This is a genomic window from Pseudomonas sp. PvP025 (assembly GCF_017832155.1).
Taxonomy (GTDB): domain Bacteria; phylum Pseudomonadota; class Gammaproteobacteria; order Pseudomonadales; family Pseudomonadaceae; genus Aquipseudomonas.
The window spans coordinates 3,508,773-3,534,693 of record NZ_JAFIBJ010000001.1 but is presented as its reverse complement, the minus strand read 5'-3'; the positions used below and the strand labels follow the sequence as shown (position 1 = coordinate 3,534,693).

Below are 25,921 nucleotides of genomic sequence, written 5' to 3'. Positions count from 1 at the left end.
TTAGATTTGTGTGGTCTGTGGGAGCTTCACCATGTTGAACACCTTGCTGCCTATTCTCCTGTTTGCCGCCCTGGGCCTCGCCGTCCTCGGCGCCCTGCGCCGGGCAAACATGTGGCGCCGTGGCCGCGCGTCCAAAGTCGACCTGCTGGGCGGCCTTTTGGCCATGCCCAAGCGCTACATGGTCGATTTGCACCACGTGGTCGCCCGCGACAAATACATCGCCAACACCCACGTCGCCACGGCGCTGGGTTTTGTGCTGTCGGCGCTGCTGGCGATCCTGGTGCATGGGTTCGGCCTGCAAAACCGTATCCTCGGCTACGCCTTGCTGCTGGCCTCGACCTTGATGTTTGTCGGCGCGATCTTCATGTACCTGCGCCGCCGCAGCCCGCCCGCGCGCCTGTCGAAAGGCCCATGGATGCGTCTGCCGAAAAGCTTGCTGGCGTTCTCGGTGAGCTTCTTCCTCGTGACCTTGCCGGTCGCCGGCATTCTGCCCGCTGACTTTGGCGGCTGGCTGCTCGCTGCATTGCTGAGCGTGGGTGTGCTGTGGGGCGTGTGCGAAATGTTCTTCGGCATGACCTGGGGCGGCCCGATGAAGCACGCCTTCGCCGGGGCCCTGCACCTGGCCTGGCACCGCCGCGCCGAACGCTTCGGCGGCGGCCGCTCCACCGGCTTGAAACCGCTGGACCTGACGGACAAAAGCGCGCCCCTGGGCGTGGAAAAGCCCAAGGATTTCACCTGGAACCAACTGCTCGGTTTCGACGCCTGCGTGCAGTGCGGCAAGTGCGAAGCGGCGTGCCCGGCCTTCGCCGCCGGCCAGCCGCTGAACCCGAAAAAACTGATCCAGGACATGGTCGTCGGCCTGGCTGGCGGCACCGACGCAAAATTCGCTGGCAGCCCCTATCCGGGCAAACCCGTCGGCGAACACGGCGGCAACCCGCACCAGCCAATCGTCAACGGCCTGGTGGACGCCGAGACCCTGTGGTCATGCACCACCTGCCGCGCCTGCGTGGAAGAGTGCCCGATGATGATCGAGCACGTCGATGCCATCGTCGACATGCGCCGCCACCTCACCCTGGAAAGGGGCGCCACGCCGAACAAGGGCGCTGAAGTGCTGGAAAACCTGATCGCCACCGACAACCCCGGCGGCTTCGCCCCGGGCGGTCGCCTCAACTGGGCGGCGGATCTGAACCTGCCGTTGCTCAGCGAAAAGGCCAGCTGTGATGTGCTGTTCTGGGTCGGCGACGGCGCCTTCGACATGCGCAACCAGCGCACCCTGCGCGCCTTCGTCAAAGTGCTGAAGGCCGCCAGGGTAGACTTCGCCGTCCTCGGCCTGGAAGAACGCGACAGCGGCGATGTGGCCCGACGCCTGGGCGACGAAGCGACCTTCCAGCTGCTGGCGACCCGCAATATCCAGACCCTGGAGAAGTACTGCTTCAAACGCATCGTCACCTGCGACCCGCACAGTTTTCACGTACTCAAAAACGAATACGGCGCCTTCAACGGCAACTACCAGGTGCAGCATCACAGCACCTTCATGGCCGAACTGATCGACGCGGGCAAGCTGCACCTCGGCCAGCACAAGGGCAACAGCGTGACCTACCACGACCCTTGCTACCTGGGCCGCTACAACGGCGAGTACGAGGCGCCGCGTCAGGTACTGCGTGCGCTGGGCATCGAGGTCAAGGAGATGCAACGCTCGGGCTTCCGTTCGCGCTGCTGCGGCGGCGGTGGCGGCGCGCCGATCACGGACATTCCCGGCAAGCAACGGATCCCGGACATGCGCATGGACGACATCCGCGAGACCGGCGCCGAACTGGTGGCCGTGGGCTGCCCGCAATGCACGGCAATGCTCGAAGGCGTGGTCGAACCGCGGCCGTTGATCAAGGACATCGCCGAGTTGGTGGCTGACGCGTTGCTGGAAGACGCTGCACCGGCCAAAGCCCCCTTAAAGCGTGAACCTGCGGAGGTGCAGTGATGAGCGACATTATCCGCCGCGACCCACGGGCCGAATGGATCGCCCGTAACCGTCTGCATCCCTTGCACGCGGCCATGCAGCCTGTGCAGCAGAGCTGGATGGGGCCTAACGGCGTCATGCGCAAGAACGTGCATGGCGTGGGCTTTATCGGCCCCAACGGCATCAAGCGCATCGACCGCAGCGGCGCCCAGCAGGGCGGCGCGGCCAAGCGTACGGCGGCAGTGGAAGTGCAGTTGCCATTGCACCGGATTGCCGAACCTGCGTTTTACATCAACGTGGTGCCGGACATGGTCGGCGGCCGCCTGAGCAGCCACGACCGCGATCTGCTGGGGCTGGCACGGCAACTGGCCGGCCACGACGGCGCGGTGCTGGCCGTGGTGTTTGGCGAGCACAAGGAAAGCGCATTCGCCACCGCTGGCGTCGACCGCCTGCTGGTGCTGGAGGGTCACGAATTCGACGGTTATTCACCGGAGCAACGGGTGCAGGGTCTGCGCGCTGTGGATAACCAGTTCAACCCACGCCACTGGTTGCTGCCCGACAGCCGCAGCGGCGGCGGTGAACTGGGCCGACGCTTTGCCGCCAGCCTCAAGGAACGTCCGGCCACGCGGGTTTGGCAAGTCAAGGACGAACAATGCATCGGCCGCGCCGGTGCCGGCCAGCAGGATGTGGCGCGGCCGTTGCCACGCCTGATCCTCGCCGCCGTCGAATGCGCCGAACCGGTCAGCGACACGCGCCATGAAGTATTACCGGTGGAGTTATCCACAGCCCTGGCGCGCAGCCTGCCGCGTATCGAAGATTTGGGCGCGGTGGCGGTGGACCCGGCAGCGATTCCCATGGCCGAAGCCGAATTTATTTTCTCCGGCGGCAACGGGGTCAAGGACTGGGCACTGTTTCACCAGACTGCCGCCGCACTCGGCGCCACCGAAGGCGCATCACGGGTGGCGGTGGACGACGGCTTCATGGCGCGTGACCGTCAGGTCGGCGCCAGCGGCACCTGGGTCACGGCGCGGGTGTACGTGGCCGTGGGCATTTCCGGGGCGATCCAGCACCTGCAAGGTATCGGTGCCTGCGACAAGGTGGTGGCGATCAACCTCGACCCGGGTTGCGACATGATCAAGCGGGCCGACCTGTCGGTGATCGGTGAAAGTGCCGCGATTCTGCAAGCCTTGATCGCTGCGGTCGAGGCCCACCGCCACGGCGCCAAGCGCGACGCGGCTTGAGGACATGAGCATGACAACCAATGTAATCAGCCTGGTGTCCATCGGCGCCCACCCCACCTCCGGGCGCGCGCGCCGTGCAGAGCAGGACGCACGCGCTGTCGAGCTGGGCCTGCAAATGGCTGGGGATAAGTTGCAGGTGCTGCACGCCGGCAACATCAATGAGCCCACCTTGCGCAGCTACCTGGGCATGGGCCTGCCGCAATTGCACGTGCTGGAACAACCGAGCGGCGCTGATGCGCTGCCGGTGCTCGGCGATTATCTGCGCGAGGCCGGCGCCCAGGTGGTGCTCACCGGCAGCCAGGCCGAAACCGGTGAAGGCTCGGGCATGCTGCCGTTTTTGCTCGCTGAACACCTGGGCTGGCCGCTGATTGTGGGGCTGGCGCAAGTGGAATCCATCGACGGCGGCGTCGCCCATGTGTTGCAGGCGTTGCCCCGTGGTCAGCGGCGGCGCCTGAAGGTGCGCCTGCCATTTCTGGCAACTGTGGATAACGCTGCGCCCAAGCCCCGGCAGAGCGCGTACGGCCCGGCGCAACGCGGCGAGTTGGCGGCCCATGAGGTTGAAGTCGAAGAAGACGAGTTATTCACAGGCGCCTCGCTGCAACCGGCCAAGCCTCGGCCCAAGCGCCTCAAGGTGATCAAGGCCAAGAGCGGCGCCGACCGCATGAAAGCCGCCACGGCCAAGGCCAGCGGCGGCGGTGGCCAGGTGCTCAAGGGCGTCAGCGCCGAAGAGGGCGCCCAGGCCATTCTCAAGTTGCTCATAGAAGAAGGCGTCGTACGCTGAACCCTGTGTGGGAGGGGCAAGCCCTCCCACCGTTATTTTTGTGATGACGGGGTGCTTACCCACAATCCCTGTTGACCCGTCTGTGGATAACCTGTTCGCGCATGTCCACACCCCTTGTAAATCAGGCCCTGCAGCCTGTCGTACGAAAAATAACCAGGCTAACCTGCGGTTTTTATTGGGTTTTTCCGTTGAGAAAGTTCTGAACTTGCCCCCAAAGTCTGTTGGCGCTTCTGTGGATAAGATGTTCGCTATCGGCTACAGGCCTTATAAGACGTGGGCTGCGCCGCTCTGATCAAATTCTGATCAATGTCGCCTTTTCAGCGGCCACAAACCCCTGGATACCCCGGTTTATGAAGCGTTGACATGGTTTTCCACAGCGCTTGCAAAGTTGCCCCCAAAGTCTGTTGGTGCTTCTGTGGATAAGGTGTTCGCGCACCGCTACAGCCCTTGCAGATCGAGGCTTTGATGGGGTTGATCAATAAGTGATCAGCGCGGGATAAAACTGCGTCAACTGAATAAGTCACGGATTTTCTTGATTTAATTTCAGCTGAACGATGCAGTTGCCCACAATTGCTGTGGGTGGCTTTGTGGATAAGTTGTTGGGTAAAGGCTGGAGGGCAGGGCGATAGAGGGTTTGAAGGGGGCTGAGCATTTTTTGAACACTGATGATATCCAATGTGAGAGCTGGCTTGCCTGCGATGGCATCACCCCGGTGCCGCCGAGGCTGCGAGGTGTCCGCATCGCAGGCAAGCCCGCTCCCACAAAAGTCCCACCTTTCTGATCTGTGGGGTATCAGTTACTCGTGTGCAGCCACACCTTTGAGATAAGGCGCTGGCGCCGCGCCCAGGTTATTGAGCAACCGCTCGCTGTACCAGTCCACGAAGTTCACCACGCCAAACTCATAGGTCTTGGAGTACGGACCCGGCTGGTAGGCCGTGGAGTTGATCCCGCGCTGGTTCTCTTCGGCCAGGCGACGGTCCTGGTCGTTGGTGGCGTCCCACACCTGGCGCATGCGGTCGACGTCGTAGTCCACACCTTCCACAGCGTCTTTGTGCACGATCCACTTGGTGGTGACCATGGTTTCCTGGGCGCTGATCGGCCACACGGTGAACACGATGATGTGGTCGCCCATGCAGTGGTTCCAGGAGTGGGGCAGGTGCAGGATGCGCATCGAGCCCAGGTCCGGGTTCTTGATGCGACCCATCAGTTTGGCGCAGCCCTGTTTGCCATCCAGCGTCATCGACACAGTGCCCTTGAGCAGCGGCATGCGCACAATGCGGTTGCGCAGGCCGAAGCTGGCGTGGGCGTAAGGGATCTTCTCGGCGTCCCATGCGGCGGCCGAGGCGGCGACGTGGTCCTTGAAGGCCTGGTCGGCCCGTGGGTCGGTGACGTCGTCCCATTCCAGCAGGGTTTTCAGCAGTTCCGGGTGCGACGCGTTGCAGTGGTAGCACTCGCGGTTGTTTTCCAGCACCAGTTTCCAGTTGGCTTTTTCGAACAAGGTGGTCTGGATCGCCACCTTGGTGTTTTCCATGTCGTAGGGTTCCATGTAGTGGTTCAGTGTCGACAGGAAGTCATCGATGGCTGGCGGGTTTTCCGCCAGGCTGATGAAGATATAGCCGCCGGCAGTTTTCACGTTCACCGGCTTCAAGCCGTACTGCTTCATGTCGAAATCGGTGCCCATCTCGGTGCCGGCGAACAGCAGGCGGCCATCGAGCTCGTAGGTCCACTGGTGGTAGTGGCAGACCAGCTTGGCGACCTTGCCCTTGTCGCTGGTGCACAGGCGCGAGCCACGGTGCCGGCACACGTTGTGGAACGCATGCACCACGCCTTCGGCGCCACGGATCACGATGATTGGGTTCTTGCCGATCTGCAGGGTCAGGTAGTTGCCCTTGGCAGGGATTTCGCAGGTCATGCCGGCGATCAACCACTCTTTCTGGAAGATTTCCTGCATGTCGATATCAAACAGCCGCTCGTCAGAGTAGAACGGCTGCGGCAGGGAAAAGGTGCGCTCACGCTCTTGCAGCATTTGCGCGGTGGCCTTGCGTGCGGGTTCCAGCGGATCGCCCAAGCTTAAGGTTGCGGTGACGTCCATCGTGTGTGTCCTCAAGGCCATTCTGTGTGGCCGGTGAAAGTGGCTACGGTTGTTGCAATGCAAGGCGTAAAGAAAGTGTCTTGTTGGGCGTGAGTGTGGGGCCGGCGTTGCGACGAACCTTATCCATGGGCGACATGGCGCAATCTGATCCCGACGCGCAACCCCCTGTCATTGGGGGCTGGTCGCCGTAAGTATGTGAATGTCGCAGATAGGTAAGTGGGTGGTTCCGGCGTTACGCAGAATCGCCACCATCAGGCCGACCTACGGCTACGGAGAATAAGCATGTCCAACAATTTCCTGAATCCGGTAACGACACAGACCTGGGCCAATGGTCGGCACATCGTCCGTTGCGTCAAAGTCATCCAGGAAACCTGGGACGTGCGCACCTTCTGCTTCATGGCCGACCAGCCGATTCTGTTCTTTTTCAAGCCGGGGCAGTTCGTCACGCTGGAGCTGGAAATCGAAGGCCAGCCGATCATGCGTTCCTACACCATTTCCAGTTCGCCGTCGGTGCCCTACAGTTTTTCGGTGACCATCAAGCGCGTACCGGGCGGCCGGGTGTCCAACTGGCTGCACGATACCCTGCATGAAGGGCAGGAGCTGGCGGTGCACGGGCCGGTTGGTCTGTTCAACGCCATCGACTTTCCCAGCCCCAAAGTGCTGTACCTGAGCGGCGGGGTCGGCATCACGCCGGTGATGTCCATGGCGCGCTGGTTCTACGACACCAATGCCAATGTCGACATGACCTTTGTCCACAGCGCCCGCTCGCCCAAGGACATCATCTACCACCGCGAGCTGGAGCACATGGCGTCGCGGATCGACAACTTCAGCCTGCACCTGATCTGCGAGAAACATGGCCTTGGCGAACCCTGGGCGGGTTATCGCGGCTACCTGAACCACAAGATGCTCGAACTGATGGTGCCGGACTTCCTCGAACGTGAAGTGTTCTGCTGCGGCCCCACGCCTTACATGAGCGCGGTGAAGCGCCTGCTGGAAACGGCCGGGTTCGACATGGCGCGGTATCACGAAGAGTCCTTCGGCGCCACGCCTCCGGAAGCCCGCGCCGACGCGGTGGAGCAGGCCGAACAGGCTGCCGACGCTCCGGAAGTCGACCTGGCCGACCTGCATCAAGTGGAATTCATCGCCTCGGGCAAGAGCATCCGCGTGGCTCCCGGCGAAACCGTGCATGCGGCCGCCGCCAAGCTGGGCCTGCTGATTCCGAAGGCCTGCGGCATGGGCATCTGTGGCACGTGCAAAGTGATGAAGCTGGGCGGGGAGGTCGAGATGGAGCACAACGGCGGGATCACCGAAGAAGACGAAGCCGAGGGTTACATCCTGTCGTGCTGCAGCGTGCCGAAGGGCGATGTGCGTATCGAGTTCTGATTTCCCGGGGACGCACTGTTCAAATGTGCAAGGGGGCAAGCCCTAATGCCGTTCAGTTAAGGAAAATGTGTGGGCTTATTGTGGCGAGCGGGCTTGCCCCGCGTTGGGGTGCGAAGCGCCCCCAATCGAGCAAAACGCGGTGTACCTGATACGGCTCGGCGCCTGGCTTTGGGGCTGCTGCGCAGCCCAACGCAGGACAAGCCTGCTCGCCACAGGGAATCTGCGCTTAACTGAACGGCATTAGGGCTTGCCTCCTCCAACACAAGAACTGCGCCGGGGTGGATGAGTCCCCGGCGCTGCCCCTGATCGTTATCGGGTATAGATGTGGATGGCGAACTGATCACCTGAAGGTGTCAGTTCGAACACTTTTCCGGTAACGGTCAAGGTCCTGGAAGGCTCCCTGATGGTGTCACCGACGTTCGCCAGTTTCCTGAAGTCGTCCCAACCTATGTAGGTTGGCGCAAGAGTGCCGAATTGTTTTGTGTTCATTGCGTAGCGTGCAGCGTCTTCCATGGTGTAACCCTCTATTGGATTTCCGTTTCCTGCCGATTCATTCGGCGGGCGGTGAGCCCCGGAAAGTGGCAGACCGGTCTGCGTTTTCCTTCCGGGTTCCAAGAGGCTAGTCAATGATTTTGATACCGTGGGCTGTCGGAAATACCATAAAACAACCTCGGCAATCGGCCAGTACCCACTCGCCGATTTCCTGCGTCAGGCGTTCATCACTTCCCTGATATCAGCAGCCAATTCCCTTACACGCTCTTCCTCGGTATCCCACGCACACATGAACCGCGCGCCGCCTTTGCCAATGAAGGTATAGAACCGCCAGCCCTTGGCCGTGAGCGCCGCAATCGCCGGTTCCGAGAGTTGCAGGAACACGCCGTTGGCCTGTACCGGGAACATCAACTCCACGCCGGGAATATCCGCCACCAGGCTGCTCAGCAATTGCGCACAGTGGTTGGCGTGGCGGGCGTGCTTGAGCCACGCGTCGTTTTCCAGCAGGCCCACCCACGGCGCGGAGAGAAAGCGCATTTTCGATGCCAGCTGGCCCGCCTGTTTGCAGCGGTAGTCGAAGTCTTCGGCCAGCGCGTGGTTGAAGAACAGGATCGCTTCACCCACTGCCATGCCGTTTTTGGTGCCGCCAAAGCACAGCACGTCCACCCCGGCCTTCCAGGTAAGGTCCGCCGGCGAGCAGCCGAGGAAAGCGCACGCGTTGGCGAAGCGCGCGCCGTCCATGTGCAGGTTCAGGCCCAGTTCCTTGCAGGTGACGCTGATGGCACGGATTTCTTCGGGGGTGTACACACTGCCCACTTCAGTGGCTTGGGTCAGCGTGACCACGCGCGGCTTGGGGTAGTGAATGTCCTGGCGCTTGAGGGCGATCTCGCGGATCGAGTCCGGGGTCAGCTTGCCGTTTTCGGTGCGTGCGGTGAGCAGCTTGGAGCCGTTGGAGAAAAACTCCGGTGCGCCGCATTCGTCGGTTTCGACGTGGGCGGTTTCCGAGCAAATCACGCTATGGTAGCTCTGGCACAGGGACGACAGCGCCAGCGAGTTGGCGGCGGTGCCGTTGAACGCGAAAAACACTTCGCAGTCGGTTTCGAACAGGTTGCGGAAACCGTCGGCGGCGCGATGGGTCCATTCATCATCACCGTAGGCGCGCTGATGGCCCTGGTTGGCTTGTTCCATGGCGGCCCAGGCTTCCGGGCAGATGCCGGAATAGTTGTCGCTGGCAAATTGTTGGCTCTTGTCGGTCATGGCCCGTTCCTGTGGTCGATGTTGGTGCGCACTTTACCCAACATCGGCCGGGGTGCGCACGCGCTGTAAATGCAAAGTCAGTGGGGAATTATGCACGGTACTCACACTACGCCTGTCGGACGAGTCCGTGATGGCGCCCTGGATCTGCTCAAGTGGCTGGCGCTGCTGAGCATGGTGCTCGATCACCTGCGCTACGTCGGTGTGAGCCTGGATGGGCTGTATGTGCCGGGACGCCTGGCGTTCCCGTGGTTTTGCCTGGCGATTGCGGCGAACCTGCACCGTACGCGCAACGCTGTGGTGACCGGCCACTGGCGTTATCTGGGCTGGCTGCTGCTGTTCAGCGTGATCAGCGAAGTGCCGTATCGGATGTTTATCGACGATGCCGATACCTTGAACGTGCTGCCCACCCTCGCGCTGGGTCTGCTGGTTGCCCGAGGATGGCAGCAGAAGGCGTTTTTTGATCGAGGACTGGCGTTGATCGCGCTCGCGTCAGGTGCTGTGTTTTCCCCATATTTGATGTTCGGGGTATTCGGTGTATTGCTGCCGCTGGCGATGCTGCTGGTGTTTCGCCGGCCATGGTATTTCAGTGTGTTGCCGGGTTTGGTCTGTGTGGCGGCTAATCAATGGCAGATTTTGCTCAATAGCGGCTCAATCGTGGCGCTGACCGGGCTGGCTGCGTGCCTGATTGCGCCATTGGCCGGATTGGTCTTGTTGCGACATGTCAAAAATGTCTCGCCGCCGGCCATGCGTCGCTGGGCATATGCTTTGTATCCGGCGCATTTTCTGCTGCTTTTCCTCCTTCGCAAGATCATCGCCTAACCCCTGTGGGAGCTGGCTTGCCTGCGCTGCAGACACCTCGGAGCGTCAGTTGCACCGCAGCGATGCCATCGCAGGCAAGCCGCCTCCCACAGAGGCCTCTGCACAATATTCAGGCGATGTCGTAAACGCACCTTTGCGTGGCGTCCGTAGGCATTTGACCTGCACGCCCCAGCCCTACCATCGCATCAAAGGGCCCTGCACGGGCCTCAACAATACGAAAGGCTGGGAGAGACGCGATGTTCAGCAAACAAGACCAGATCCAGGGATATGACGACGCACTGTTGGCGGCGATGAATGCCGAGGAGCAGCGTCAGGAAGATCATATCGAGCTGATCGCGTCGGAGAACTACACCAGCAAACGTGTGATGCAGGCGCAAGGCAGCGGCCTCACCAACAAATACGCCGAAGGCTACCCGGGCAAGCGCTACTACGGTGGCTGCGAGCATGTGGACAAGGTCGAAGCCCTGGCCATCGAGCGTGCCAAGCAACTGTTTGGCGCCGATTACGCCAACGTGCAGCCGCACTCCGGTTCGTCGGCCAACAGCGCGGTGTACCTTGCGCTGATCAACGCTGGCGACACCATCCTGGGCATGAGCCTGGCCCACGGTGGTCACCTGACCCACGGCGCCAAAGTGTCGTCCTCGGGCAAGCTGTACAACGCGGTGCAATACGGCATCAACACCGACACCGGGCTGATCGACTACGACGAAGTCGAGCGCCTGGCCGTCGAGCACAAGCCGAAGATGGTCGTGGCCGGTTTCTCCGCCTACTCCAAGACTCTGGATTTCCCGCGCTTTCGTGCGATTGCCGACAAGGTGGGCGCGCTGCTGTTCGTCGACATGGCCCACGTCGCCGGCCTGGTTGCCGCTGGCCTGTACCCGAACCCGCTGCCCTACGCCGACGTGGTCACCACCACCACCCACAAGACCCTGCGCGGTCCGCGTGGCGGCTTGATTCTGGCCAAGGCCAACGAAGCCATCGAGAAAAAACTCAACTCCGCCGTGTTCCCCGGTGCCCAGGGTGGCCCGCTGATGCACGTGATCGCCGGCAAGGCCGTGTGCTTCAAGGAAGCGGCTGAGCCTGGCTTCAAGGTTTACCAGCAACAGGTGATCGACAACGCCCAGGCGATGGCCGAAGTGTTTATCAAACGTGGCTACGATGTGGTCTCCGGCGGCACCGACAACCACTTGTTCCTGGTCAGCCTGATCCGCCAGGGCCTCACCGGCAAAGACGCGGACGCTGCCCTCGGCCGCGCCCACATCACCGTCAACAAGAACGCCGTGCCGAACGACCCGCAGTCGCCATTCGTGACCTCGGGCCTGCGCATCGGCACCCCGGCGGTGACCACGCGCGGTTTCAAAGTGGCGCAGTGCGTCGAACTGGCCGGCTGGATCTGCGACATCCTCGACAACCTCGGCGACGCCGACGTCGAGGCCAACGTGGCCAAGCACGTGTCTGCCCTGTGCGCTGATTTCCCGGTTTATCGCTGAGCGCGGTTTTGGAGTAATGACTATGCAACGCTACTCGGGCTTCGGCCTCTTCAAGCACTCCCTCAGCCATCACGAAAACTGGCAGAAGATGTGGCGCACGCCGACCCCGAAGAAGGTCTACGACGTGGTCATCGTCGGCGGCGGCGGGCATGGTCTGGCGACCGCCTACTACCTGGCCAAGGAGCACGGCATCACCAACGTGGCCGTGGTCGAGAAGGGCTGGCTGGGCGGCGGTAACACCGCGCGCAACACCACCATCGTGCGTTCCAACTACCTGTGGGATGAGTCGGCGCACCTGTACGAGCACGCGATGAAACTGTGGGAAGGCCTGTCCCAGGACCTCAACTACAACGTGATGTTCTCCCAGCGTGGCGTCTACAACCTGTGCCACACCCTGCAGGACATCCGTGATTCCGAACGCCGCGTGAGCGCCAACCGCCTCAACGGCGTCGACGGCGAACTGCTCAACGCCAAACAGGTTGCCGACGAGATTCCTTACCTCGATTGCTCGAAGAACACTCGCTACCCGGTGCTGGGCGCCACCGTGCAACGTCGCGGCGGCGTGGCCCGTCACGATGCCGTGGCCTGGGGCTTTGCCCGCGCCGCCGACGCACTGGGCGTGGACTTGATCCAGCAGACCGAAGTGATCGGCTTTCGCAAGGAAAACGGCGTGTGCATCGGCGTGGAAACCAACAAGGGCTTTATCGGCGCCAAGCGCGTCGGTGTGGTCACCGCCGGTAACTCGGGCCACATGGCCGGGCTTGCGGGCTTCCGTCTGCCAATCGAATCCCACCCGTTGCAAGCGTTGGTGTCGGAGCCAATCAAGCCGATTATCGACAGCGTGATCATGTCCAACGCCGTGCACGGCTACATCAGCCAGTCCGACAAGGGCGACCTGGTGATCGGCGCCGGTATCGACGGCTACAACGGCTACGGCCAGCGCGGCTCGTACCCGGTGATCGAACACACCATCCAGGCCATCGTCGAGATGTTCCCGGTGCTCTCGCGCGTACGCATGAACCGGCAGTGGGGCGGCATCGTCGACACCACGCCGGACGCGTGCCCGATCATTTCCAAGACTCCAGTACCGAACATGTTCTTCAACTGCGGTTGGGGCACCGGTGGCTTCAAGGCTACGCCGGGCTCAGGCAACGTGTTTGCCGCCAGCCTCGCCAAGGGTGAAATGCACCCATTGGCCGCGCCTTTCTCCATCGACCGTTTCCACAACGGTGCGCTGATCGACGAACACGGCGCTGCGGCCGTCGCCCACTAACAGGAGAACCACCTTATGTTGCATATCTTCTGTCCTCACTGTGGCGAACTGCGCTCCGAAGAGGAATTCCACGCGTCCGGCCAAGCGCACATCCCGCGCCCGCTGGACCCGAATGCCTGCACCGATGCCGAGTGGGGCGACTACATGTTCTTCCGCGACAACCCCCGTGGCCTGCACCACGAACTGTGGATTCACGCCGCCGGTTGCCGTCAGTACTTCAACGCCACCCGCGACACCGTGACCTACGAAATCCTTGAAACCTACAAGATCGGTGAGCAGCCACAATTCACCGCCAAGGCCTCTGGAGAGAAGGTATGAGCCAGATCAATCGCCTGTCCAACGGTGGCCGCATCGACCGCAACAAGGTCCTGACGTTTACCTTCAACGGCCAGAGCTACAAGGGCTTTGAAGGCGACACCCTGGCCGCCGCCCTGCTGGCCAACGGCGTCGACATCATCGGCCGCAGCTTCAAGTACTCGCGCCCACGCGGCATCTTTGCCGCCGGCGCCGAAGAGCCGAACGCGGTGCTGCAGATCGGCGCCACCGAAGCCACGCAAATCCCCAACGTGCGTGCCACGCAACAGGCGCTGTATCAGGGTTTGGTCGCCACCAGCACCAACGGCTGGCCGAGCGTGAACAACGACATGATGGGTATTCTCGGCAAGGTCGGCGGCAAGTTGATGCCGCCGGGCTTCTACTACAAAACCTTCATGTACCCGCAATCGTTCTGGATGACCTACGAGAAGTACATCCGCAAGGCTGCCGGCCTTGGCCGCTCGCCGACCGAGAACGACCCGGACACCTACGACAATTTCAACCGTCACTGCGACGTGCTGATCGTGGGCGCAGGCCCTGCCGGCCTCGCCGCGGCACTGGCGGCTGCACGCAGCGGTGCCCGTGTGATCATCGCCGATGAGCAGGAAGAATTCGGCGGCTCGTTGCTCGATTCGCGCGAAAGCCTCGACGGCAAGCCGGCCACCGAGTGGGTCGCCAGCGTGATCGCAGAACTCAAGGCTCTGCCGGATGTGGTGCTGCTGCCCCGCGCCACGGTCAACGGCTACCACGACCATAACTTCCTGACCATTCACGAACGCCTCACCGATCACCTCGGTGACCGTGCGCCGATTGGCGTGGTGCGTCAGCGTATCCACCGGGTGCGCGCCAAGCGCGTCGTGCTGGCCACTGGTGCGTGCGAGCGTCCGCTGGTGTACGGCAACAACGACGTGCCGGGCAATATGCTCGCCGGTGCGGTGTCGACCTACGTGCGCCGCTACGGCGTGGCGCCGGGCAAGAAACTGGTGCTGTCGACCAACAACGATCATGCCTACCGCGTGGCGCTGGACTGGTTCGACGCCGGGCTGCAAGTGGTGGCCGTGGCCGATGCGCGCCACAACCCACGCGGCGCGCTGGTGGAAGAAGCCCGCGCCAAGGGCATTCGCATTCTCACCGGCAGTGCCGTGATCGAGGCCCGTGGCAGCAAGCACGTCACCGCTGCCCGCGTGGCGGCAATCGATGTGAAAGCCCATAAAGTCAGCAGCCCCGGCGAATGGCTGGACTGCGATCTGCTCGCCAGCTCCGGCGGTTACAGCCCGGTGGTGCACCTGGCCTCGCACCTGGGCGGCAAGCCGACCTGGCGCGAAGATATTCTCGGTTTCGTGCCGGGCGAAGCGCCGCAGAAACGCGTGTGCGTCGGCGGTATCAACGGCGTTTATGGCCTTGGTGATTCGTTGGCCGACGGTTTTGAAGGCGGCGTGCGCGCGGCCAGCGAAGCCGGGTTTGCGCCGGTGGAAGGCACGCTGCCAAAAGCCTTGAGCCGTCTGGAAGAACCGACTCTGGCGCTGTTCCAGGTGCCCCACGACAAAGTCACTGCACGGGCCCCCAAGCAATTTGTCGACCTGCAAAACGACGTCACCGCCGCCGCCATCGAACTGGCGACCCGCGAGGGTTTCGAGTCGGTCGAGCACGTCAAGCGCTACACCGCACTGGGCTTCGGCACCGACCAGGGCAAGCTGGGTAACGTCAACGGCCTGGCGATTGCCGCGCGCTCGCTGAACGTGACCATCCCGCAGATGGGCACCACCATGTTCCGTCCCAACTACACGCCGGTCACCTTCGGCGCGATAGCGGGCCGCCATTGTGGGCACATCTTCGAACCGGTGCGTTACACCGCACTGCAAGCCTGGCACGTGAAGAACGGCGCCGAGTTTGAAGATGTCGGCCAGTGGAAACGCCCGTGGTACTTCCCGCGCAACGGTGAAGACCTGCACGCGGCGGTGAAGCGCGAATGCCTGGCCGTGCGCGACAGCGTCGGCCTGCTGGACGCGTCCACCCTCGGCAAGATCGACATTCAAGGCCCGGATGCCCGCGAGTTCCTCAACCGCATCTACACCAATGCGTGGACCAAGCTCGACGTGGGCAAGGCGCGCTATGGCCTGATGTGCAAGGAAGACGGCATGGTCTTCGACGATGGTGTGACGGCCTGCCTCGCCGATAACCACTTCCTGATGACCACCACCACCGGCGGCGCGGCGCGTGTTCTTCAGTGGCTGGAAATCTACCAACAGACCGAATGGCCGGACCTCAAGGTGTACTTCACCTCGGTCACCGACCACTGGGCGACCATGACCCTGTCGGGCCCCAACAGCCGCAAGCTGCTGAGTGAGGTGACCGATATCGACCTGGACAAGGACGGCTTCCCGTTCATGACCTGGAAGGAAGGCCTGGTCGGCGGCGTACCGGCGCGGGTGTTCCGCATCTCGTTTACCGGTGAGCTGTCGTATGAAGTCAACGTGCAGGCCGACTACGCCATGGGCGTGCTGGAGAAAATCGTCGAGGCCGGCAAACAGTACAACCTGACCCCGTACGGCACCGAAACCATGCACGTACTGCGGGCCGAGAAGGGCTTCATCATCGTCGGCCAGGACACTGACGGCTCGATGACCCCGGACGACCTCAACATGGGCTGGTGCGTAGGCCGCACCAAGCCGTTCTCGTGGATCGGCTGGCGTGGCATGAACCGTGAAGACTGCGTGCGTGAAGGGCGCAAGCAACTGGTGGGCTTGAAGCCGATCGATCCGAATGTGTGGCTGCCCGAAGGCGCGCAGCTTGTGCTGGATGCCAAGCAGGCGATTCCGATGAAGATGGTCGGCCACGTCACTTCCAGCTATGCGCACAACTCCCTGGGTTATTCGTTTGCCATGGGTGTGGTCAAGGGCGGCTTGAAGCGCATCGGCGAGCGGGTGTTCTCGCCGCAGGCGGATGGCAGCGTGATCGAGGCGGAGATTGTGTCCTCGGTGTTCTTTGATCCTAAGGGTGACCGGCAGAACATTTGAGTCGCCTGCATCGGGGGCAAGCCCCCTCCCACATTTTGAAATGCATTCCCCTGTGGGAGGGGGCTTGCTCCCGATGAGGCCATCAGCCTCACAACAGAATTCAAACAGGTGCTTTATGACAGCAGCCAATGTTTACCAACAACGCCCCACCACCAGCGCCAAAGCCGAATCCTCGCTGCACCATGCCGACCTCGCCAGCCTGGTCGGCAAGGGCCGCAACAATGCCGGCGTGACCGTGCGTGAAAAGAAACTCCTCGGCCACCTGACCATCCGTGGCGATGGCCATGACGCCGCCTTCGCCGCTGGCGTGCACAAGGCTCTGGGCATTGAGTTGCCGGGCGCCCTGCAGGTCATCGTCAAAGGCGAAACCAGCCTGCAATGGCTCGGCCCGGATGAGTGGCTGTTGATCGTGCCAGGCGGTGAAGAGTTCGCTGCCGAGCAGAACCTGCGCGCGGCCCTGGGCGAGCTGCATATCCAGATCGTCAACGTCAGCGGCGGCCAGCAGATCCTCGAACTCAGCGGCCCGAACGTGCGCGACGTACTGATGAAGTCCACCAGCTACGACGTGCACCCCAACAACTTCCCGGTGGGCAAGGCGGTGGGCACGGTGTTTGCCAAGTCGCAATTGGTGATCCGCCACACGGCAGAAGACACCTGGGAACTGCTGATTCGTCGCAGCTTCTCGGATTACTGGTGGTTGTGGCTGCAGGATGCCTCGGCCGAGTTCGGCCTGAGTGTTCAAGCCTGAGGAATAAACCATGAGCCGCGCACCCGATACATGGATTTTGACTGCCGACTGCCCCAGCGTGCTCGGCACGGTGGACGCGGTCACCCGCTACCTGTTCGAGCAGGGCTGCTACGTCACCGAGCACCATTCGTTCGATGATCGCCTCTCGGGACGATTTTTTATTCGGGTGGAATTTCGCCAGCCAGACGGCTTTGACGAGCAGGGTTTTCGCGATGGCCTGGCCACGCGCGGTGAAGCCTTTGGCATGATCTTCGAGCTGACGGCGCCGAACTACCGGCCAAAAGTGGTGATCATGGTCTCCAAGGCCGATCACTGCCTCAACGACCTGCTGTACCGCCAACGCATCGGCCAGCTGTCGATGGACGTGGTTGCGGTGGTGTCCAATCACCCTGATTTGCAACCGTTGGCCGACTGGCACCAGATTCCCTACTACCATTTCCCCCTCGACCCCAACGACAAACCGTCCCAGGAGCGTCAGGTGTGGCAGGTGATTGAAGAGACGGGCGCGGAACTGGTGATCCTTGCGCGCTACATGCAAGTGCTGTCACCGGAGCTGTGCCGCAAGCTGGATGGCAAGGCGATCAACATCCACCACTCGTTGCTGCCGGGCTTCAAGGGCGCCAAGCCTTATCACCAGGCGTACAACAAGGGGGTGAAGCTGGTCGGTGCCACGGCGCATTACATCAATAACGATCTGGATGAAGGCCCGATCATTGCCCAGGGGGTGGAAGTGGTGGACCACAGCCACTATCCCGAGGACTTGATTGCCAAGGGGCGGGATATCGAAGGGCTCACATTGGCGCGGGCGGTGGGGTATCACATCGAGCGGCGGGTGTTCTTGAATGCCAATCGGACCGTGGTGCTCTGACTGGCGCCATCGGGAGCAAGCCCCCTCCCACCTTTGGAATGCATTCCCCTGTGGGAGGGGGCTTGCCCCCGATGAGGCCCGCAGGAAAAACACAAGGAAACAGCATCTGTACCCGAGCACTTAACGCGCTGCCCACCCAAAGGGGCAACGCAGTTCCATAAAAACAACAGCGAGGTGAAAGCATGTCTGGTAATCGTGGTGTCGTGTATCTCGGCAACGGCAAGGTCGAAGTACAGAAAATCGACTATCCCAAAATGCAGGACCCCCGTGGCAGGAAGATTGAACACGGCGTCATCCTGCGCGTGGTCTCCACCAACATCTGCGGCTCCGACCAACACATGGTGCGCGGCCGCACTACCGCTCAGACCGGCCTGGTGCTCGGTCACGAAATCACCGGTGAAGTGATCGAGAAGGGCAGCGACGTCGAGAACCTGAAAATCGGTGACCTGGTCTCCGTACCCTTCAACGTGGCGTGCGGCCGCTGCCGCTCGTGCAAGGAACAACACACCGGCGTGTGCCTGACCGTCAACCCGGCTCGTGCCGGTGGCGCCTACGGCTATGTCGACATGGGCGACTGGACCGGCGGCCAGGCTGAATACGTGCTGGTGCCGTACGCGGACTTCAACCTGCTGAAGCTGCCGGACCGCGACAAGGCCATGGAGAAAATCCGCGACCTGACCTGCCTCTCCGACATCCTGCCGACCGGCTACCACGGCGCTGTCACTGCCGGCGTCGGCCCAGGCAGCACCGTGTACATCGCCGGTGCCGGCCCGGTCGGTCTCGCCGCTGCGGCTTCCGCACGCCTGCTGGGCGCAGCGGTGGTGATCATCGGCGACGTCAACCCGATCCGCCTGGCGCACGCCAAGGCCCAGGGTTTCGAAATTGCCGACTTGTCCACCGACACCCCGCTGCACGAACAGATCGCCGCACTGCTGGGCGAGCCCGAAGTGGACAGCGCCGTTGACTGCGTGGGCTTCGAAGCACGCGGCCACGGTCACGACGGCGTCAAGGCCGAAGCACCGGCCACCGTGCTCAACTCGCTGATGGGCGTGGTGCGCGTGGCGGGCAAGATCGGTATTCCGGGCCTGTACGTGACCGAAGACCCAGGCGCGGTGGACGCCGCCGCGAAAATGGGCAGCCTGAGCATCCGCTTTGGCCTGGGCTGGGCCAAGTCCCACAGCTTCCACACCGGGCAGACGCCGGTGATGAAGTACAACCGCCAACTGATGCAGGCGATCATGTGGGACCGTATCAACATTGCCGACATTGTTGGCGTGCAGGTCATCAGCCTGGACGACGCGCCGCGTGGCTATGGCGAGTTCGATGCGGGTGTGCCGAAGAAGTTTGTGATTGATCCGCATAAGCTGTTCAGCGCGGCGTAAATCGTTGTGCCAATGAAAAGGGCGACCCATGGGTCGCCCTTTTTTTGCATCGAGGTGGTTCAGGCACCGAAAAACACTTGTGGGAGGAGGCTTGCCTCAATGCCGTTCAGTTAAGCCAACACGATGCTCAAAGCAACGAGCGGTGCGACTTTTCGGCGTACATATCCATTTCTGCGGTAACGGCGACTTAGGGTTCCGCCCTTACGGCGGGTCACTTTTGTAAAGGCACAAAAGTAACCAAAAAGCCTTCGCCCCAACACTCGGCACCTCGCCTAGGCTCGGTGTGCCCGAACGCAAGCTTTGGAGCGTGGGCCGCACGCTCCAAAGCCTGCGTTCGGCCAGCGTGTTTGACGGGGCGCCTCAGGTCAAGATCAAGAGCGCGGCGGCCTGAGAGCCGACCGGTATGTGGAAGTGTGAACGCGATCAAATGTGGGATCTGCGCTTAACTGACTGGCATTGCGGCGTATCAGTCAACGAATGATTGACTGATGCACTGCTATCGGGAGCAAGCCCCCTCCCGCAGGGTTTTTTAGTGTTTGGGGGATCAGCGTGTGGCCAATGCGCCCTGATAGACGGTTGGGCCTGTCGGTTGCTTGCTCAGCGAACCGCCCTTGGTTTCCGAACTCACCATCAACTCCACCGGTTTGCTGATGGTTTCCTGCTGGCGCGGGTTCAGGCCGATGATGCCTTTGCCGTCTTCCGGCAACAGCCCCAGGGACACGGGCGTGCCGCCTTCGGGGATGGCCCACAGTTCCAGGCTTTGGTCGGGCGCCGGGGCCGTGGCGGCAATCGGCTGCACTTCCAGATAATCCTTGTGCGCCATGATCTGCGCGGCCGGCTGCTGGGCGGTGGTGACCAGGGTGGCGGCGGATTTGACGCTGTCTTTGGTGTAGAGCGCGCCGCCGACACCGGCAACCACGACGACACAGGCGCCGATAAACAGGCGCGGACGGCTCCAGAATGGAGGCTTGTGCTCAATCACTGGGGGTTGGATCGCAGTCATAAGTCTCTTCCTGACAAATTTTGTAGTCAGTTCATGGACCTTGCCAATGACGATGGGTTCCGGGGCCCATCGTCGGCGATCTTCGTCAGAGTGATGCCAATTGGCCTTTATATAGCACTGGCCCGGTCGGCTGGCCGCTCGGTGAACCGCCTTCGGGTTCGAGGGTGACGGCGAGGGTGGCCGGGGCTTTGAGCAGCGCTTGCTGTGCCTCGCTCAACTGAATTCGGCCCTTGCCTGCCGTCGGTACCAACCCCAGGGAGATCGGTTTGCCACCGGCGGGAATAACCCATAATTCCAGCGCCTGCGCAGGCGTCAATGCAGCTATTGCGAGTGGTTCAACCTGCAGGTGATCGGCAAACGTGTCGATTTGCAACGCTGGCTGCTGGTCGGCGGCGACCAGTGTGGTGCGGTATGCAAGGCCCGTGTCGCGTGGGTAGAGCACGCCGATCAACACTGCCGCAATCAGGGCGCACGCGGCAGCCAGCAGGCGCCCCTTCCGCCACCACGGTTTTTTCGCCGGTACGTGCAGCCCCTGCGGCTCGATCCGTGCCTGAATGCCTGCCCACACGTGATCGGGCACTGCGCGTTCGGGCAGGCTGCCGGTGAGGCTGGCGAGGGCCTCCTGCCAATGCCCAAGCTCTGCGCGCAGCGCGGCATCATTGAGCAGCAGGGTGTCAAACCGGCGACGGGCGGTGGCCGGCATCAGGCCGATCGCGTAGTCGGCGGCCAGGGCACGGCGCAGGGCGGTGGTGTGGTAATTCATGATTCAAGGCACCTGCGCAGGCGCTCCATGCCGCGACGAATCCAGGATTTGACCGAGCCCAGGGGGGCCGCCAGGTGTTCGGCCAGCTCCGAGCACGACAGGCCTCGAAAGTAAGCCAGGGTGATCGATTGGCGCTGCATGCCGTCGAGGGTGTCCAGGCAACGGTTGAGGGCACGGGCGTTGCGTTCGCTGTCGAGCTGGTCGTGAGCGCTGTGACCTTCGTCGAGCAGGGCGTCCTGCTGGCCTTCGGTGAGGGGTTGCTCACGGCGTTTGCGCAATTGGTCGATGGCCAGGTTGCGGGTGATGTTCACCATCCAGGTCATGGGCGACGCCAGGTGTGGCTCGTAGCGCGACGCGTTGTACCAGATGCGTACGAAAGCCTCCTGCAACACGTCCTCGGCGAGGTCCGCACGGCCCATGAAGCGGTAGGCCACCCCATGCAGGCGCGGCGAAGTGCTGCGGTACAGGGTTTCGAACGCCTGGCGGTTGCCCAGGGCGCATTGGGCCAGCAGCGGGCGTAGTGGGTCAGCATCGGTCAGCGTAATGGGGCTTCTCCAGGCTCTCGAGCGAGGGCGACGGGACTGCGCACGGTGGGCAGAGGGTAATCCAATTTGCGCAGTCATTCCATCCAGCTCCGGGCGGCCTGTAAGCGTTATACGCAGGCCGGGGTGTTTCGGATGCGGTTGGGAACAAGCCCTGTTATCGCCAGTCCAACGCCTGCTTTCGCCCCCACCTGCAGAGGTTGTTTCGATGAAGATTTCACGCGGTTTCGCCCTTTCCTGCCTGATGACCCTGGCAGCGGCCCCGGTGTTCGCCGCAGGGTTCAGCCTTGGTGATGCGGCCAATGCGATTTCCGGCATGCAGGGCGGCAACAACAAGGCCGCTGCCGCCGCGCCGTCGTCCGAGACGGCCGGTCTGCTGAGCGCACTCACCTCGCAACTCAATGTCACCCCCGAGCAGGCCGTCGGCGGCACCGGCGCCATGCTGGGCCTGGCCAAGAACCAGCTGAGCGGCAACGATTATTCGCAATTGGCCAAGAGCGTGCCGGGGCTGGACAAGCTGTCCGGCGACAATGCACTGGGCAGCCTCGGGGCCTTGAGCGGGATGCTCGGCCAGAGCGGCGGCAGCAAGACCAGCGGCCTGGACGGCCTGTTGGGCAACGTGAAGAACACCAACGACCTGAACTCCGCGTTCAGCGCCCTGGGCATGGACAGCGGCATGATCGGCCAGTTTGCGCCGGTGATCCTGCAATACCTGGGCAGCCAGGGCGCCAACGGCTCGGTACTGGGCAAGCTGGCCCAGGCCTGGGGCACCGGCAGCTAAGCCTGCTGCGCGCGCAGCTGTTCGATGCGCGCGTCTTTCTCCTGCCAGAGCTGGTTGACCCAGTTCTGGACGGTCTGGCGAAACACCGGATCGTTCTCGTAATCCCCCTGCCACAACGCCGGATCCAGCTCACGGGTGCGGATATCCACGATCACGGTTGGCACGCCGCCGCTGATCAAGTCCCAGAACCCCGGAATTTTCGCCTGCGGGTAAACCACGGTTACGTCGAGGATCGCGTCCAGCTGTTCACCCATCGCCGCCAGCACGAACGCCACGCCGCCCGCCTTGGGCTTGAGCAGGCGGGTAAAGGGTGATTCCTGCTGCACCCGCTTGGCTTCGTTGAACCGCGTGCCCTCCAGGTAATTGACCACCGTCACCGGCTGGCGCTTGAACAGTTCGCAGGCCTGTTTGGTGATCTTCAGGTCCTGCCCTGCCAGCTCCGGGTGTTTGGCCAGGAACGCCTTGGTGTAGCGCTTCATGAACGGGTAGTCGAGCGCCCACCAGGCGAGGCCCAGGAAGGGCACCCAGATGAGTTCTTTTTTCAGGAAAAACTTGAAGAACGGCGTGCGCCGGTTGAGCGCCTGGATCAGTGCCGGAATATCCACCCACGACTGGTGATTGCTGATCACCAGGTAGGAGGTGTCACGTCGTAGGTCGGCGCCGCCGCGAATGTCCCACTGGGTCGGGATACACAGCGAGAAGATGAGCTTGTCGATCTCGGCCCAGGTCTCGGCGATCCACATTACCGCCGCCGAGGCATGGTCGCGCCAGCGCCCCGGCGCTGCCAGCTTGAGCAGCGCGAACACCAGCAACGGGCCGATCAGGATCAGCGTATTGAGCAACAGCAGCAACGTGACGCAACAGCCGGTGAGCAGGCGGCGCATAAGCAACTCTTGGAATTCCTGTGGGCCGCTCATCATAAGCAAGCGCGGTCCAGAGGCCAAATCGCAAATCACCCTACGAATGTTTCACAACGGGCACGCTATGCTCGGTCATCCAACTAAGTGCCGGGTTTGCGGTCTAGAATCCGCCCACCTTCTTTCGAGGAAATCACGCCGTGAAATTGCTCCTTGCCGCGTTCACCCTGGTTGCCCTGCCCGTCATGGCCGCCGAACCGACCCTCTACGGGCGCTACGAATACATCCAGTTGCCGGAGATCGGCGAGACCTTCAAGGCCAAGATGGACACCGGCGCGCTGACCGCCTCGCTGTCGGCCCGCGACATTCAGACGTTCACCCGTGACGGCGACGACTGGGTACGCTTTCGCCTCGGCGGCCAGGACGCGTCGAACAAGGTGTACGAGCACAAGGTCGCGCGTATCAGCAAGATCAAGAGCCGCGCTGACGAGGATGACGACAAGGACGAGACCAGCGTGACCAAGCGGCCGGTGATCGACCTGGAAATGTGCCTGGGCGACGTCAAACGCACCGTCGAGGTCAACCTCACCGACCGCAGCAGCTTCAACTATCCGCTGCTGATCGGCGCCAAGGCCCTGCGCGAATTCGGCGCGGCGGTGAACCCGGCGCGGCGCTACACTGCCGACAAACCGGACTGCTGACGGACCGCCATGGCGCACATCCTGATTGTCGAAGACGAAGCCGCAATTGCCGATACGCTGATCTTCGCCCTGCAAGGCGAAGGGTTCACCACCACCTGGCTGACCCTCGGCCAGGCGGCGCTTGCGCATCAGCGCCAGACCCCGGCCGACCTGGTGATTCTCGACATTGGCCTGCCGGATATCAGCGGCTTTGAAACCTGCAGGCAATTGCGCCGTTTCAGCGAAGTGCCCGTGATGTTTCTCAGTGCCCGGGATGGCGAGATCGACCGGGTGGTGGGGCTGGAGATCGGCGCCGACGACTACGTGGTCAAGCCGTTCAGCCCGCGTGAAGTGGCGGCGCGGGTGCGCGCGATTCTCAAGCGGGTGGGACCGGTTGCGGCGCCTGCGGTGTTCCAGATTGATCTGGAGCGCATGCAGATCACCTATCGCGGCCAGCCCCTGAGCCTGACCCGCCATGAGTTCCGCCTGCTGCAAAGCCTGCTGGAACAACCCGAGCGAATATTCAGTCGCGAGCAACTGCTGGACGCGGTGGGCGTGCCCGCCGACGCCGGCTACGAACGCAATATCGACACTCACATCAAAAGCCTGCGCAGCAAATTGCGCAGCGTGGCGGCGCAGGCTGAGCCGATCCAGACCCATCGCGGCCTCGGCTACAGCTACAGCCCCGGCAACAGCTGATGCGCCTGGGGCTGCGGATTTTCCTGGTGTATGCGCTGTTTATCGGCCTTACCGGTTATTTCGTGCTCAGCACCGTCATGAACGAAATCCGTCCCGGTGTGCGCCAGTCCACCGAGGAAACCCTGGTGGACACCGCGAACCTGCTGGCCGAAGTGCTGCGCAATGACGTGAAGAACGGCACCCTCGGCCAAAGCCATTGGCCGGAGCTGCTTAAGGCCTACGGCAGCCGCCAGCCGGGCGCGACCATTTGGGGGCTGCCGAAAAACCAGGTCAACCATCGAATCTATGTGACCGACGCCCAGGGCCGTGTGCTGCTCGACTCCACGGGCGAAGCGCTGGGCCAGGATTATTCCCGCTGGAACGACGTGTACCTGACCCTGCGCGGTGAATACGGCGCGCGCTCCACCCGCAGCGACCCCGACGACCCGGCCTCGTCGGTGATGCACGTGGGCGCACCGATCCGCGACAACGGACGGATCATCGGCGTGGTCACCGTGGCCAAGCCCAACAGCTCCTTGCAACCCTATGTCGACCGCACCGAGCGCCGTTTGCTGTGGTACGGCGCCGGGCTGGTGGTGCTCGGCCTGCTGCTCGGCGCGTTGCTGTCGTGGTGGTTGAGCGCTGCCTTGCGGCGCCTCACCGCCTATGCCGAGGCAGTCAGCGAAGGGCGCCGTGCCGAGTTGCCGCATTACCGGGGCGGCGAGCTCAAGCAGTTGTCCACCGCCGTCGAACACATGCGCACGCAACTGGAAGGCAAGGCATACGTTGAGCATTACGTGCACACCCTGACGCACGAGTTGAAAAGCCCGCTGGCGGCGATTCGCGGTGCGGCGGAGTTGTTGCAGGGCGACATGAGCCGCGAACAGCAGCAGCGCTTTGTCGGCAATATCGACAGCGAAAGCGCGCGCCTGCAGCACCTGATCGAACGCCTGCTGAACCTGGCGCAGGTCGAACAGCGCCAGGGCCTGGAAGAGCAGGCGAGCATTGCGCTGGGGGCATTGGTCGATGAGGTACTCAAGGCGCAGTGCGCGCGTATCGAAGGCGCCGGGCTGCGGGTCGAGCAGGCCATTGCGGCGGATGTACAGGTGTTCGGCGAGCCCTTTCTGTTGCGCCAGGCGCTGGGCAATCTGCTGGATAACGCCCTGGACTTCACCCCGGCGGGCGGAACGCTGAGGTTCAGCGCGCAGGTGCGGCAGCACGATGTAGACGTCAGCCTGTTCAACCAGGCGGAGCCGATTCCCGACTATGCCCTGCCGCGCCTGAGCGAGCGCTTTTACTCGCTGCCGCGCCCGGCCAGCGGACGCAAAAGTACCGGTCTGGGCCTCAACTTTGTCGAAGAGGTGATGAAGCTGCACGGCGGCGCCATGGCGATCGGCAATGTGCCGGGCGGCGTGCAAGTGGTGCTGCATCTCCACACAGTCTCCACGATGCCCACATAAATCGCCCACATGCGCGGCTCACGCTCTGCCCATCCAAAACAGGGA

At 62.6% G+C, this 25,921-nt stretch carries 23 protein-coding genes; 16 read left to right on the top strand and 7 right to left on the bottom strand.

What is annotated here, in order from left to right; genetic code table 11:
- Positions 1 to 31: 31 nt before the first annotated feature.
- Genes dgcB through JOE32_RS15185 form a run of 3 tightly spaced genes read left to right on the top strand, consistent with a single transcriptional unit; the run spans position 32 to position 3,976 of the window.
- Positions 32 to 1,975: a dimethylglycine demethylation protein DgcB gene (dgcB, locus tag JOE32_RS15195; protein WP_209985702.1), complete on the top strand. Its 1,944-nt coding sequence runs from the start codon at positions 32 to 34 to the stop codon at positions 1,973 to 1,975.
- Positions 1,975 to 3,195 carry an electron transfer flavoprotein subunit alpha/FixB family protein gene (locus JOE32_RS15190; RefSeq protein ID WP_209985699.1) on the top strand — a complete coding sequence of 407 codons (1,221 nt, stop codon included), beginning with the start codon at positions 1,975 to 1,977 and terminating at the stop codon, positions 3,193 to 3,195. The genes dgcB and JOE32_RS15190 overlap by 1 nt, the downstream gene beginning before the upstream one ends.
- Positions 3,196 to 3,205: 10 nt before the next feature.
- Positions 3,206 to 3,976 carry an electron transfer flavoprotein subunit beta gene (locus JOE32_RS15185; RefSeq protein WP_209985696.1) on the top strand — a complete coding sequence of 257 codons (771 nt, stop codon included), beginning with the start codon at positions 3,206 to 3,208 and terminating at the stop codon, positions 3,974 to 3,976.
- Positions 3,977 to 4,772: 796 nt separating this feature from the next.
- On the opposite strand, the gene gbcA is transcribed toward JOE32_RS15185, so the two are convergent.
- Positions 4,773 to 6,068 carry a glycine-betaine demethylase subunit GbcA gene (gene gbcA / locus JOE32_RS15180; protein ID WP_209985693.1) on the bottom strand — a complete coding sequence of 432 codons (1,296 nt, stop codon included), beginning with the start codon at positions 6,066 to 6,068 and terminating at the stop codon, positions 4,773 to 4,775.
- A 282-nt stretch (positions 6,069 to 6,350) separates the two neighbouring features.
- Between gbcA and gbcB the strand changes: the two genes are divergently transcribed.
- Positions 6,351 to 7,451 carry a glycine-betaine demethylase subunit GbcB gene (gbcB, locus tag JOE32_RS15175; RefSeq protein ID WP_209985690.1) on the top strand — a complete coding sequence of 367 codons (1,101 nt, stop codon included), beginning with the start codon at positions 6,351 to 6,353 and terminating at the stop codon, positions 7,449 to 7,451.
- 309 nt (positions 7,452 to 7,760) lie between these two features.
- On the opposite strand, the gene JOE32_RS15170 is transcribed toward gbcB, so the two are convergent.
- Both JOE32_RS15170 and JOE32_RS15165 read right to left on the bottom strand, forming a co-directional pair.
- On the bottom strand, positions 7,761 to 7,940 hold the full coding sequence (locus JOE32_RS15170; RefSeq protein WP_209990533.1) for a hypothetical protein: 180 nt from the start codon (positions 7,938 to 7,940) through the stop codon (positions 7,761 to 7,763).
- Positions 7,941 to 8,159: 219 nt separating this feature from the next.
- Positions 8,160 to 9,200 carry a low specificity L-threonine aldolase gene (locus JOE32_RS15165; RefSeq protein ID WP_209985688.1) on the bottom strand — a complete coding sequence of 347 codons (1,041 nt, stop codon included), beginning with the start codon at positions 9,198 to 9,200 and terminating at the stop codon, positions 8,160 to 8,162.
- A 90-nt stretch (positions 9,201 to 9,290) separates the two neighbouring features.
- Between JOE32_RS15165 and JOE32_RS15160 the strand changes: the two genes are divergently transcribed.
- The 8 genes from JOE32_RS15160 (at position 9,291) to fdhA (ending at position 19,112) form a co-directional block, all read left to right on the top strand.
- Entirely contained in the window at positions 9,291 to 10,019 is a 729-nt protein-coding gene (locus JOE32_RS15160) for a TraX family protein (RefSeq protein WP_209985685.1), read from the top strand.
- A gap of 236 nt (positions 10,020 to 10,255) precedes the next feature.
- Positions 10,256 to 11,509 carry a serine hydroxymethyltransferase gene (gene glyA / locus JOE32_RS15155; protein ID WP_209985682.1) on the top strand — a complete coding sequence of 418 codons (1,254 nt, stop codon included), beginning with the start codon at positions 10,256 to 10,258 and terminating at the stop codon, positions 11,507 to 11,509.
- Positions 11,510 to 11,531: 22 nt separating this feature from the next.
- On the top strand, positions 11,532 to 12,782 hold the full coding sequence (locus tag JOE32_RS15150) for a sarcosine oxidase subunit beta (RefSeq protein ID WP_209985679.1): 1,251 nt from the start codon (positions 11,532 to 11,534) through the stop codon (positions 12,780 to 12,782).
- Positions 12,783 to 12,797: 15 nt separating this feature from the next.
- A complete protein-coding gene (locus tag JOE32_RS15145) occupies positions 12,798 to 13,100 on the top strand; it encodes a sarcosine oxidase subunit delta (RefSeq protein ID WP_003234437.1) in 303 nt (100 codons plus the stop codon).
- A complete protein-coding gene (locus JOE32_RS15140; RefSeq protein ID WP_209985677.1) occupies positions 13,097 to 16,114 on the top strand; it encodes a sarcosine oxidase subunit alpha in 3,018 nt (1,005 codons plus the stop codon). Before JOE32_RS15145 ends, JOE32_RS15140 begins: the two co-directional genes overlap by 4 nt.
- Before the next feature lie 115 nt (positions 16,115 to 16,229).
- Positions 16,230 to 16,862 (top strand): sarcosine oxidase subunit gamma family protein, encoded by a 633-nt coding sequence (soxG, locus tag JOE32_RS15135; RefSeq protein WP_209985674.1) that lies wholly within the window; start codon positions 16,230 to 16,232, stop codon positions 16,860 to 16,862.
- Between the two features lie 10 nt (positions 16,863 to 16,872).
- Positions 16,873 to 17,730, top strand: coding sequence for a formyltetrahydrofolate deformylase (gene purU, locus JOE32_RS15130; RefSeq protein WP_003234431.1), 858 nt, complete (start codon positions 16,873 to 16,875; stop codon positions 17,728 to 17,730).
- A gap of 182 nt (positions 17,731 to 17,912) precedes the next feature.
- Positions 17,913 to 19,112, top strand: a complete 1,200-nt coding sequence (fdhA, locus tag JOE32_RS15125; RefSeq protein ID WP_090401752.1) for a formaldehyde dehydrogenase, glutathione-independent — start codon at positions 17,913 to 17,915, stop codon at positions 19,110 to 19,112.
- Between the two features lie 544 nt (positions 19,113 to 19,656).
- On the opposite strand, the gene JOE32_RS15120 is transcribed toward fdhA, so the two are convergent.
- The 3 genes from JOE32_RS15120 to JOE32_RS15110 all read right to left on the bottom strand — a co-directional run bounded on the left by JOE32_RS15120 (position 19,657) and on the right by JOE32_RS15110 (position 21,501).
- The gene (locus tag JOE32_RS15120) at positions 19,657 to 20,115 is read right to left on the bottom strand and encodes an anti-sigma factor (RefSeq protein WP_209985670.1); all 459 of its coding nucleotides are present in this window, start codon (positions 20,113 to 20,115) and stop codon (positions 19,657 to 19,659) included.
- A gap of 85 nt (positions 20,116 to 20,200) precedes the next feature.
- On the bottom strand, positions 20,201 to 20,878 hold the full coding sequence (locus JOE32_RS15115) for an anti-sigma factor (RefSeq protein ID WP_209985667.1): 678 nt from the start codon (positions 20,876 to 20,878) through the stop codon (positions 20,201 to 20,203).
- On the bottom strand, positions 20,875 to 21,501 hold the full coding sequence (locus tag JOE32_RS15110; RefSeq protein ID WP_209985664.1) for a sigma-70 family RNA polymerase sigma factor: 627 nt from the start codon (positions 21,499 to 21,501) through the stop codon (positions 20,875 to 20,877). The genes JOE32_RS15115 and JOE32_RS15110 overlap by 4 nt, the downstream gene beginning before the upstream one ends.
- A gap of 127 nt (positions 21,502 to 21,628) precedes the next feature.
- Here JOE32_RS15110 and JOE32_RS15105 point away from each other — a divergent pair, with 127 nt between their 5' ends.
- A complete protein-coding gene (locus JOE32_RS15105; protein WP_209985661.1) occupies positions 21,629 to 22,201 on the top strand; it encodes a DUF2780 domain-containing protein in 573 nt (190 codons plus the stop codon).
- Here the strand turns inward: JOE32_RS15105 and JOE32_RS15100 are convergent.
- Positions 22,198 to 23,085: an acyltransferase gene (locus JOE32_RS15100; RefSeq protein ID WP_209985658.1), complete on the bottom strand. Its 888-nt coding sequence runs from the start codon at positions 23,083 to 23,085 to the stop codon at positions 22,198 to 22,200. The two genes, JOE32_RS15105 and JOE32_RS15100, sit on opposite strands and share 4 nt — an antisense overlap.
- A gap of 173 nt (positions 23,086 to 23,258) precedes the next feature.
- Between JOE32_RS15100 and JOE32_RS15095 the strand changes: the two genes are divergently transcribed.
- Genes JOE32_RS15095 through creC form a run of 3 tightly spaced genes read left to right on the top strand, consistent with a single transcriptional unit; the run spans position 23,259 to position 25,876 of the window.
- On the top strand, positions 23,259 to 23,759 hold the full coding sequence (locus tag JOE32_RS15095; protein WP_209985655.1) for an ATP-dependent zinc protease: 501 nt from the start codon (positions 23,259 to 23,261) through the stop codon (positions 23,757 to 23,759).
- Positions 23,760 to 23,768: 9 nt separating this feature from the next.
- A complete protein-coding gene (gene creB / locus JOE32_RS15090) occupies positions 23,769 to 24,437 on the top strand; it encodes a two-component system response regulator CreB (protein ID WP_209985652.1) in 669 nt (222 codons plus the stop codon).
- The gene (gene creC, locus JOE32_RS15085) at positions 24,437 to 25,876 is read left to right on the top strand and encodes a two-component system sensor histidine kinase CreC (RefSeq protein WP_209985649.1); all 1,440 of its coding nucleotides are present in this window, start codon (positions 24,437 to 24,439) and stop codon (positions 25,874 to 25,876) included. Before creB ends, creC begins: the two co-directional genes overlap by 1 nt.
- The last annotated feature ends 45 nt before the right edge of the window (positions 25,877 to 25,921 follow it).

Coding starts and splice junctions, on each gene's coding strand:
- JOE32_RS15105 (WP_209985661.1), top strand. CDS start 21,629: ATGAAGATTTCACGCGGTTTCGCCCTTTCCTGCCTGATGACCCTGGCA.
- JOE32_RS15165 (WP_209985688.1), bottom strand. CDS start 9,200: ATGACCGACAAGAGCCAACAATTTGCCAGCGACAACTATTCCGGCATC.
- JOE32_RS15140 (WP_209985677.1), top strand. CDS start 13,097: ATGAGCCAGATCAATCGCCTGTCCAACGGTGGCCGCATCGACCGCAAC.
- gbcA (WP_209985693.1), bottom strand. CDS start 6,068: ATGGACGTCACCGCAACCTTAAGCTTGGGCGATCCGCTGGAACCCGCA.
- creC (WP_209985649.1), top strand. CDS start 24,437: ATGCGCCTGGGGCTGCGGATTTTCCTGGTGTATGCGCTGTTTATCGGC.
- dgcB (WP_209985702.1), top strand. CDS start 32: ATGTTGAACACCTTGCTGCCTATTCTCCTGTTTGCCGCCCTGGGCCTC.
- JOE32_RS15110 (WP_209985664.1), bottom strand. CDS start 21,501: ATGACTGCGCAAATTGGATTACCCTCTGCCCACCGTGCGCAGTCCCGT.
- JOE32_RS15160 (WP_209985685.1), top strand. CDS start 9,291: ATGCACGGTACTCACACTACGCCTGTCGGACGAGTCCGTGATGGCGCC.
- soxG (WP_209985674.1), top strand. CDS start 16,230: ATGACAGCAGCCAATGTTTACCAACAACGCCCCACCACCAGCGCCAAA.
- JOE32_RS15120 (WP_209985670.1), bottom strand. CDS start 20,115: ATGACTGCGATCCAACCCCCAGTGATTGAGCACAAGCCTCCATTCTGG.
- JOE32_RS15150 (WP_209985679.1), top strand. CDS start 11,532: ATGCAACGCTACTCGGGCTTCGGCCTCTTCAAGCACTCCCTCAGCCAT.
- JOE32_RS15115 (WP_209985667.1), bottom strand. CDS start 20,878: ATGAATTACCACACCACCGCCCTGCGCCGTGCCCTGGCCGCCGACTAC.
- JOE32_RS15185 (WP_209985696.1), top strand. CDS start 3,206: ATGACAACCAATGTAATCAGCCTGGTGTCCATCGGCGCCCACCCCACC.
- JOE32_RS15170 (WP_209990533.1), bottom strand. CDS start 7,940: ATGAACACAAAACAATTCGGCACTCTTGCGCCAACCTACATAGGTTGG.
- glyA (WP_209985682.1), top strand. CDS start 10,256: ATGTTCAGCAAACAAGACCAGATCCAGGGATATGACGACGCACTGTTG.
- creB (WP_209985652.1), top strand. CDS start 23,769: ATGGCGCACATCCTGATTGTCGAAGACGAAGCCGCAATTGCCGATACG.
- fdhA (WP_090401752.1), top strand. CDS start 17,913: ATGTCTGGTAATCGTGGTGTCGTGTATCTCGGCAACGGCAAGGTCGAA.
- JOE32_RS15100 (WP_209985658.1), bottom strand. CDS start 23,085: ATGCGCCGCCTGCTCACCGGCTGTTGCGTCACGTTGCTGCTGTTGCTC.
- JOE32_RS15190 (WP_209985699.1), top strand. CDS start 1,975: ATGAGCGACATTATCCGCCGCGACCCACGGGCCGAATGGATCGCCCGT.
- gbcB (WP_209985690.1), top strand. CDS start 6,351: ATGTCCAACAATTTCCTGAATCCGGTAACGACACAGACCTGGGCCAAT.
- JOE32_RS15145 (WP_003234437.1), top strand. CDS start 12,798: ATGTTGCATATCTTCTGTCCTCACTGTGGCGAACTGCGCTCCGAAGAG.
- purU (WP_003234431.1), top strand. CDS start 16,873: ATGAGCCGCGCACCCGATACATGGATTTTGACTGCCGACTGCCCCAGC.